Here is a 9,448-nt window from a genome sequence, read left to right as displayed (position 1 = left end):
TTCATACTGTTTTTACATCAAATGTATAATAGAAATTAATACCCCCCTCACCCTTCCCCTCGGGCGTATATCCTACGGGCGAGCATCTCCCCTCTTCTCTTTTTTCCCTCTCCCCACCGGGGAGAGGATAGGTGAGGGGAAAGGTTTTTACTGTATGTATAAACTCAAATTGGGATAAAGACATATTTTCTTCTTATAATGTTCATATAGGCATTAAGTATAGCATCTACCTTTGTTAAAAAACCCTGTTGCTGTGATGAATATATGATATAATAAACTTACTTAGTGCCTAATTATGGCGGAATTTGGGTTGAATGTTTGCTGATATGTAGGAAAAATAGTAGGACATCTTTTTTAATTGTCGTAAGAATTTATGAATTAGAGTTAAAAAGCGGAGTGGCGGTGCAATGAAGTAGGCGCTCCAGAAACCTGGATTACTTCCCGAAGGAATTCTGACGCCCCGGGATTTTTCAACTCCACTACCCGGTACTTGAACTGGCACTCATCCACTCCGCATAAATATATTACCTATACCAAAGTGTAATTGTCAATGGATAGTCATAAAATATTTTTGTTAACTTACGAAGTTAACAAGTCATTGAAAATCAATAACTTACTTTTCATAAAATTTAAATCAAGGAATAAAATGATAAATATAAATATGATGCTTTCCATCCCTTAAAAATTTTATTTCAACTCTTTTAATTTCCTGTCTAAGTATTGCCTCATAAAAGTCAAAATAAAAATCCTCATTTTCAAATAAATGTCCATTTATTCCTGTAATTATATCTTTATTTTGAATGCCAAATTCTTCTAAAAATGAATCTTTTTCAATCCCGCCTATTTCAAAACCAATAAAATTACCATCTTTTTTTATTTTTTTTACTTCTATTTTTTCAATTAAATTGGACTGCTTTTCTATAACTTCTAAAAGAGCGCCCATTTTTACTTCAAAAACAATTGCTTCTTTTGGAATAGTTAAGCACTCACACCCAATTTCGTTCAATAAATATTTCTCTCCATCAGATTCAAATATAACCTCATTTTCGTCAATCTCTAATATCTTAAAACCATTTATAATATCACCAATTTTACGAAAACTCATACTTTTTGTTTTTGTATCTTCCAGAATAACTATATTTTTCCCTCTATCTTCTTCAAATATAATAGTGCCTGCAACTTTAAAAATTTTATCAATTTCAGGAGGAGTAAATTTTCTTACAACTTCAGGGTATTCAACTTTTTTTTCTGCTTCTATACTTTTTGGAGAAAATATATTTCTATCTATAATTATCCTGTAATTAACCTTAGAAAATACAATACTGCTCATTAGAAAGAATATAAATAAAACTTTAATTTTCATATTGAAATTTTATTCTTTCTTTCAGTTTCTGTCAATTTTTCGGGTAATAAAAAACATATTTTTACTTTTTTTTGAAAAAAAGTAAAATAATAAATATATGCAAAAAAATATTTATGGGAAAAAGTTATTAATATTTACATGGGTTCTCCTTACTGTTGTAATCAGTGAAATTATCCTTTTTACAAATGCTTTCATAAAGAGAGATGTGCCAATAAGGGAAATTTTTATTGATTTAATACCTTTTTTGATTTTCCTTTATATTTTTCTTTTTTTAACATATAAATTGGTTGAACATTATTATCTCCAATTGCTTATACAAAAAACAAAACTTGAAAAATTGCATACCGCTTTTCTTAAAGTAAGTTCAAGTCTTAAAGTAAATGAAATCCTAAAATCTTCTCTTGAAACAATCATGAATTATTTTAATGCAAATAAAGGAATTTTTATTATTATTGACGAAAGAGTAAAAAAATATAGTTATTCAGATATTCTTGTAATAAATAATTTCGCTGGAAATAGAAAAAATAATTTTGAAAATTACAGAATGATAACATTTTATCCCCTATCTATAGATAATGAAAAAATAAAGGAATATATTGAAGAGTATCAATTAAATAATTGTAATTCAGTCATGATAATTCCTATTTTTGAAAAAGGAATTATTGTATTAGGGACATATCAAATAATGAATAAAAAAGAGGAAGAAGAATTTGAATCATTAAAAATTATAATTGACATTTTTACAGAACAGTTGAATACTCAACTTGAAAATGCAATCTTGCATGAAGAAATAAATCAATTAGCAATAACCGACCCTTTAACAAATTTATTTAATAGAAGATATTTCGTTGAAAGATTAAAAGATGAATTTATTCTTGCAAAAAGACAGGGATTTCCTGTTTCAATAATGATTTCCGACCTTGATAATTTTAAACACTATGTTGATACATATGGACACTCAAATGGGGATATTATTTTAAGGGAAGTTGCCAAAGTTGTGAAATTAAGTTTAAGAGAGTCAGATGTTGTATGTAGATTTGGTGGAGATGAATTTGCTTATATCTTGCCATTTACATCAAGTAGTGATGCAAAAGTTGTTGCAACAAGAGTAAAAAATAATGTTTCTGAATACAATTTTTTAGAAAATATAATAAAAGAAGAAATTTATTTAACTTTAAGTATAGGAATTGCAACATTCCCCGAACACGGAGAAAATGAAGAAGAAATTTTAGGTAAAGCAGATAATGCTTTATTTAAAGCAAAAAATATAGGAAAAAATAAGGTGGTTATTTACGGAGAATGAAAAGAGTTAAAATAAGAAATGGAATATAAATGAAGGTTTTTAAAAATTATAACTAATTAAACCAAGGAGAAAAAATGAGTCCAATTTTTGGAAAAATAATCGCTGTTATTTTAATATCTTTATCAATAATTTTGCTTATTTTGTCAGAAATTGTTTTTATAACTAATAGGAAAAAAGGATGGATTTCTTTTGTTCTTTCTTTAATATTTACCGGTATTTCATACTATTACTTTTTATTATTTTTTTATCAAAATATCCAATGCTCTTCTGTATCAAAAAAAAGCATCAATTTGCCTGTTGTAAAAGTTGAAGAAAAAATTACTGAGGATGGAAAAAATATTGATATAAAACCAGAAGAAACATCTTTACTTGTTTATATTGAAATGGACGGAGCAATATTGGAAGCAACTTCAGAGGATGAAATTGAAATACCAAAAGAAACAAAATTTAGGATAACAAAAGTTGAAATAAAGCCGGAGAGAAAACATATTAAAGCAAATTTTGTTGGATTTGTTCCAGAAAGCAAAAATACTACAAATGATATTAACTTCTGGATAAGTTATAAGAATATAAGAAAGGATAAGGCAATTGATAAGGAAAAAACAAAGTTTGAATTAATAATTAAAAGTGGAAACGAGATTCTCGGAAAGGTATATTTTAAATTTATATAATGAAAAAAGGACTTATTATAAGTTTTGAAGGTATTGATGGTTGTGGGAAAAGCACACAGGCAAAACTATTTGAAAAATATTTAAAGGAAAATGGAGAAAAAACAATTTTGCTTTATGAGCCAGGTGGAACTGTAATTGGAGAGAAAATAAGGAAGTTACTACTAAATAATAAAAGTAATATTGATAAATGGACTGAACTTTTCTTATACCTTGCATCTAGGTCCCAACTTCTCCAGGAAAAAATTAAAAAGGAAAAAGATAGTGGTTCAACTGTAATTCTTGATAGATATATTTACTCAACAATTGCATATCAGGGATATGGAAGAGGTATATCGGAAAAACTTATAATGACAATCCATAAATACTTTATTGATAAATATTTTCCTGATATAACCTTTGTTATTGATGTTAAACCAGAATCTGTTATATCTGTTTTAAATAAAAAAAAGAAAGATAGAATTGAGAATGAATCAATCCAATTTCAAAGAAAGGTAAGAGAAGGATATTTAAAAATTTCAAAAAGTTTAAATAATGTCAATGTTATAAAAAGAAAAACAGTCCAAAAAACACATATGGAAATTATAGAAACATGGGAAAAATTTAAAGATGAATATAGAAGATATTAAAAAATTTATAATAAACTCTAAAAAATTTGATAAATTAGGTAACTCTTATATTATTTATGGAGGAACAAAACAGGAAAGAATTGAAGTTGCTACTTTTTTAGCATCTTCTTTGAATTGTGAAAATTTTTGTTGTGGAAAATGTGATAGTTGTTTAAAAATAAAAAACAGAACACACCCTGATGTAAAATGGATAATTCCTGAAAAAAGTTTGCTTTCAATAGATACAGTTAGATGGATAAAAGAAGATATTTTCATAAGCCCATATTTAGGAAAATCAAAGTCATATATTTTCCAGATAAATTTTATAAAAGAAGAAGCAGCAAACTCTTTTTTAAAAATTCTTGAAGAACCACCTTCTTATTCAAATATTATTATATTGAGCGATAACATAAATTTTTTTCTCCCAACAATAATATCCAGATGCCATAAATTAAAATTAAATTATTGTCTTCCTGAATTTAATGAAGAAATGGAAAAAAGCGGAAATAAATTTAATGAAATTATATCTACATTGGAAGAAAAAAAATATTTTGATTTTTTCAAGTTAATTGATACTTTTGTGAAAGAAAAAGAAAGAGAAGAAATTGAAGGTTTTTTGGAAAATATCTCTATTATTTTAAGAGATATTTATTTTAAAAAAAATGGGTTATCATCTAATTTATTGGTAAATAAAAATATTTTTGATAAGAAAGTGGTTGAAAAAATTGATATAGAAAATATTGAGAAAACAATAGAGACAAAAAACAGAATAAGATATAATGTAAATATAAAACTCGCTCTTGAAAATTTATTTTTTTCTTTTTTTATCAACTCTTCCCTGTAATACTATTCAAAGAGTAAAAGCCGAAGTGGCGGAACCTCGGCGTTGTTTTTCCCCTAATACTTTACTATGACTTGCTTACGCCGAGCTGGTGCGGATGAGAGCAGGGAAATTTGGGTAAAAAAGAAGTAAACAGCAATTATAGAGAAAGAAGTAAAAAAGAAGAAATTGTAGCACAACTGTGATAAGCAGAGAAATTTTGTAAGAATATAGGTCGTCAGTAGAAATGTAAAAGAAAAGTAAAGCCGAAGTGGCGGAACCTCGGCGTTGTTTTTCCCCTAATACTTTACTATGACTTGCTTACGCCGAGCTGGTGCGGATGAGAGCAGGGAAATTTGGGTAAAAAAGAAGTAAACAGCAATTATAGAGAAAGAAGTAAAAAAGAAGAAATTGTAGCACAACTGTGATAAGCAGAGAAATTTTGTAAGAATATAGGTCGTCAGTAGAAATGTAAAAGAAGAGTAAAGCCGAAGTGGCGGAACGGCAGACGCGCCAGGTTCAGGACCTGGTCCGCATTATAGCGGGTAGGGGTTCAAATCCCCTCTTCGGCATTTTATCACTCAAAATCAAAAATCTATTTTTATATTACTAATAGCAATTCCTTTCACTTCAAAATCAATTTTCCCCTTTGGATAAAAAACTTCTAAAAAATCCCTTTCTTTTTTTGAAATTACTCCAAGAACTCTATCATTTAAGTTTCTATCTCTTAAAGATAATAGCAAACCATCTGGATTATTTAAAGATATTCCTTCATCTAAATTTATCTTTTTTATTGAAATATTATTTATATTTATTTTTATTTTATCTGTTATGCGAAAGTATCTCCTAAATTTTTCGCTCCTGTTTTCTTCTCTTTCAGTTATTGTTTTAACAGGAAAATTTTCTGGAATTTTAATTGTTAAAAATTTTATTTTTGAATATCTTAAAAAATTTCTCACAAAGAATAGTTCATCTTTTTTTTCAAGTAATAAAACAAGGTCAGGAGAAAAAACTTCTATTTTGTGAATTTTTATTTCTCTTGCTATTTTATCTTTAATATAGCCAGTTGTATCAATAAGGATTTTCTCATTTTTTTCTCTTTTACATACTTCTTCTATTTTTTCAATTCCCGTGAGAAAACCAATTATATTTGAAGATGGAGATATAGCACCTGTAAAATAAAATCTATCAGGAAATGGGAAAAAATTATAAACATTTTTCTTTAATTTGATAAGAGATATAGTTGTTGGAGGTCCTATAAATGATTGCCCTATATCACAATCAATTATGGTAACAGGAATTGAATAAAAAATAAATTTTCTTGCAATTTCTTTCAAAATCGTGGTCTTTCCGGTATCCACATTCCCAATTAGAAGTATTTTATTTATTTTCTTCTGAAAAAGAATTTCAAAGTGTCTATTTCCTATGATTTTTATCTTCATTTAAAGATAAAAGCCCAATTAGTTTATAAATTATTTTTGCAGAAATAAAAGACGAAGGGGAATCCAATCTCTTTGGAGATAGTTCAACAAAGTCAAATCCAATCAATTCAATATCTTTCCTTAAAATAAAATTTTCAAAAAATTCAATTGTTTCATCCCAGAAAAATCCCCCTGGTTCAGGTGTTCCAACTTCTGGAATCAAAGAAGGGTCAAAGAAATCAGCATCTATACTTAAATAATATTTCCCGGAAGGTAATTTCTCAACTATTTCTTTTCTCCAATCTGTTTTTTTCATCTGGTAAGAATAAAATATCTTTATATTTTCTTTATTACTTTCTGTAAATAAAAATTCTTCTTTACTCATGTTTCTTACTCCTAAAATATGAACCTTTAAATCTTCTTCTGTAATTCTTCTTGAAACACAAGCATGAGAAAATTTACTATTTTGATATTTATCTCTTAAATCAGCATGAGCATCAAGAATAAGGACATTAAAATTTTCGTAAAAATGTTTAAATCCCTTTATAATTCCATAAGTTATAGTATGCTCCCCCCCTATTGAAATTATTATTTTCCTCTCTTTAATGAGTTTTTTTATGCTGTTTTCTATCTTTTTCAGCATTGAGTGGGAATTTTTTACATCAATTTGTAATGGTTCAAGTGTTTTTATTCCATATTTATATGGTTCTATCTTGAATTGTTCATCAAAAAACTCAAGTTGTTTAGAAGAAAATATTATATTTTCAGGAGCAAATTGTGTCCCTTTTCCAAAAGAAGTGGTAAGTTCAACAGGGATAGATAAAATAAGAAATTTTGATGATTTAAAACTTGTATTTTTTATACCTAAGAAATTGTTTTCCATTATAGAATAAAAACGGCAACTGCCACAACAGTTGTCCAGAGACCGTTTTTCTCCCCTATTGCTGATTGAACTATACTTGTTGTTTTAACTATTCCTTCTGACATTTTCCATATTTCTTTTTTTTCATCATAGGAAGAATCAGGATTAAATTCAAGTCCTAAAATAGTTGCAAGCATTGTTGCTGCTAAGTCTTCTGCATAATCCCCTGCTTTATCTTCTGTCTCTCCGAATCCAGCATGTTCAGATAAATACCCATATTGATTTTTATCTTTTGGAATAGCAATACCCACTGCTGATGTTATCAATCTATGCGGTTCATTTGTTTTGTTTCTGCTTATAACAGTATATACAACTTGTCCTGGTTGCAAAAGTGCAAGTCCCTCTTTTTTAGAAATCAGTTTACAATTAGGAGGAAATATACTTGATATACTAACGAGATTAAATTGAGCAATACCAGCATTTCTTAATGCTCTCTCAAAACTCGTTAATTCCTCTTTATCTTTACCAACCCCTTTTGTTAAAAAAACCTTACTTGGTACCATTGACATTTTCCCCTCCTTTCCAATTTAAAAAACATAAAATATCTTCTTCTAAAAAATCATTTTTTAAACTATATGCAAGGGCTCTACACCCAAAGCAATCATTAATTATACACCCTTTACAAATACCTTTCAAATTTTTCTTATCCCTTGATAAATTTAAAACAGATGAATTTTCCCATATATCAGATAATTTTTGTTGTAATAAATTACCTATTTTAAGTGGAAATCTTCTACAAGGATAAACATCCCCTTCTGGCATTATTGCCATTCCATCTCTGCCAACTATGCACGAAGCACCATAAAGAAAATTTCCTTCATTTTTCATTTCAACCATAAAACCTCTATAAGGCAGAATATCAGCAATATCAAATTCTAAACCACATTTTTCAAATAAAATTTTTATTATTTTACACCATGTATCAATTTTTACAATATCCTCTCTCATTTCTTTACCATTTCCCAATGGAATAAATCTTTCAATAATAAATTTAGAGAAATTATATTGTCTGCAAAAATCAAAAATTTTTTCCATCTGCTCACTGTTATTTTCCGTTATTGTAAACATAAGTGTTTTATTAAAATTTATACTTTTCAATATCTCCATAACTTCTATAAATTTTTTAAAATTTCCTTTTCCTCTATAAAATTCATAAATTTCTTTTTCAATTCCTTCTGTTGATATTTTTATTTCAATTTCAGGAAAATTTTTTAAAAATTTCATTGTTGAATCATTTAAGAAAAAACCATTTGTTATAATGCCAATTTTCTTTACAATTTCTGAAGAAAAAACCAATTTAATAATTTTCTTCCAGTCCTTATAAAGAAAAATTTCTCCACCAGTCAGGTCAAGAACAAGTTTTTTATTTTTCTCTTTTAAAAAATTTTCAATATTGGTAAAAATTCCCTTTAAAAATTCAAAATAAATATCTTTTTCAGAAGTAAAATTTTCCTGATAACAATGTGTGCATCTTAAATTGCAGGAATTTGTAATATGCCATTGAATATGAAATGTTTCATCCATTTTATAGATAAACAGGATTTGTCCATGCTTTTTTATTGTTTTTATCAGTTATTTCAACTCTTATATATTTTTCTTCTCCTTTAATTGTATATTCAATTTCTGTTATTTCCTTACCTTTGCCAGAAAAAAGTTGTCCTGTCCATCCATATCCAATAAAATTAATGGTATAAACAGGTGTTGTTTTTATATAAATCTTTTTTTTATATACTTCAAAATTTTGTATCAATGGACCTATTGAAGAATAGAAAAAACCATTTCTTATTGAATTTAATATCTCATCTTCTTCTAATTTGCTTGCCCTTACCATTATAAAACTTCCTGCTATGTCATCTTCTAAAAATTCTCCAAAACGATGATGGCTATCATCAGCAGCAAAACCAAAACATTTTCTTCCTTTTTGTAAAATCTCATCCCAGTGAATAGTTGAAGAACCTTTTCCCCATCTTCTCTCACAGGTATTATTATAAATCTCAATTCCAAACCAACCAGATAATTTTAAAACATAACTTGATGTTAGGCCACTCCAATATGGATGAGCAATTATAGGTATTCCTTTTTTGAAATTGACAGTATTTATCATTTGTTGTGGGAAAAAACCTTTTACATCAATATCTTTTGCAATTCCAATACACACAAGATGAAATTCTCCTTTTCTATTACTTGTTAATTCTATCCCTGGTATTAAAAGTAAATTATGTGAGTCAGAAGGCATTGTAAATTTATTATGGTCTGTTATTGAAATAAAATCATAACCAGCATTTTTATAAATTTTACAAATTTCATCAGGAGTTAAAGTCCCATCAGAATTTGTTGTATGAA

General features: G+C 27.6%; 10 protein-coding genes and 1 tRNA gene. 5 read left to right on the top strand and 6 right to left on the bottom strand.

Annotated features, from left to right (window positions below):
* Window positions 1–634 precede the first annotated feature (634 nt).
* Window positions 635–1,363, bottom strand: a complete 729-nt coding sequence (locus PLW95_07260) for a hypothetical protein (protein HOV22451.1) — start codon at window positions 1,361–1,363, stop codon at window positions 635–637.
* A gap of 97 nt (window positions 1,364–1,460) precedes the next feature.
* Here PLW95_07260 and PLW95_07255 point away from each other — a divergent pair, with 97 nt between their 5' ends.
* From PLW95_07255 to PLW95_07235, 5 genes are all read left to right on the top strand, one after another.
* Window positions 1,461–2,666 carry a GGDEF domain-containing protein gene (locus tag PLW95_07255; GenBank protein ID HOV22450.1) on the top strand — a complete coding sequence of 402 codons (1,206 nt, stop codon included), beginning with the start codon at window positions 1,461–1,463 and terminating at the stop codon, window positions 2,664–2,666.
* A gap of 74 nt (window positions 2,667–2,740) precedes the next feature.
* Entirely contained in the window at window positions 2,741–3,337 is a 597-nt protein-coding gene (locus PLW95_07250) for a hypothetical protein (GenBank protein ID HOV22449.1), read from the top strand.
* The gene (tmk, locus tag PLW95_07245) at window positions 3,337–3,963 is read left to right on the top strand and encodes a dTMP kinase (GenBank protein ID HOV22448.1); all 627 of its coding nucleotides are present in this window, start codon (window positions 3,337–3,339) and stop codon (window positions 3,961–3,963) included. Before PLW95_07250 ends, tmk begins: the two co-directional genes overlap by 1 nt.
* Complete coding sequence (locus PLW95_07240) at window positions 3,944–4,786, top strand: hypothetical protein (protein ID HOV22447.1); 843 nt, start codon at window positions 3,944–3,946, stop codon at window positions 4,784–4,786. Before tmk ends, PLW95_07240 begins: the two co-directional genes overlap by 20 nt.
* Window positions 4,787–5,249: 463 nt before the next feature.
* Window positions 5,250–5,334: transfer RNA gene (locus PLW95_07235), tRNA-Leu, on the top strand.
* A 15-nt stretch (window positions 5,335–5,349) separates the two neighbouring features.
* Here the strand turns inward: PLW95_07235 and PLW95_07230 are convergent.
* From PLW95_07230 to PLW95_07210, 5 genes are all read right to left on the bottom strand, one after another.
* Window positions 5,350–6,204: a polynucleotide 5'-hydroxyl-kinase gene (locus PLW95_07230; GenBank protein HOV22446.1), complete on the bottom strand. Its 855-nt coding sequence runs from the start codon at window positions 6,202–6,204 to the stop codon at window positions 5,350–5,352.
* Entirely contained in the window at window positions 6,179–7,066 is an 888-nt protein-coding gene (gene speB, locus PLW95_07225; protein ID HOV22445.1) for an agmatinase, read from the bottom strand. Before speB ends, PLW95_07230 begins: the two co-directional genes overlap by 26 nt.
* Window positions 7,066–7,608, bottom strand: a complete 543-nt coding sequence (locus PLW95_07220) for an arginine decarboxylase, pyruvoyl-dependent (GenBank protein HOV22444.1) — start codon at window positions 7,606–7,608, stop codon at window positions 7,066–7,068. Before PLW95_07220 ends, speB begins: the two co-directional genes overlap by 1 nt.
* Window positions 7,595–8,629 (bottom strand): radical SAM protein, encoded by a 1,035-nt coding sequence (locus PLW95_07215; GenBank protein HOV22443.1) that lies wholly within the window; start codon window positions 8,627–8,629, stop codon window positions 7,595–7,597. The genes PLW95_07220 and PLW95_07215 overlap by 14 nt, the downstream gene beginning before the upstream one ends.
* A 1-nt stretch (window position 8,630) precedes the next feature.
* Window positions 8,631–9,448 (bottom strand): hypothetical protein (locus tag PLW95_07210; GenBank protein ID HOV22442.1); only part of this gene is annotated, 818 nt, incomplete at its 5' end.

The organism is bacterium, assembly GCA_035370465.1.
Classification (GTDB): Bacteria; Ratteibacteria; UBA8468; order B48-G9; family JAFGKM01; genus JAGGVW01.
This window is presented reverse-complemented; position numbering and strand designations above follow the sequence as displayed.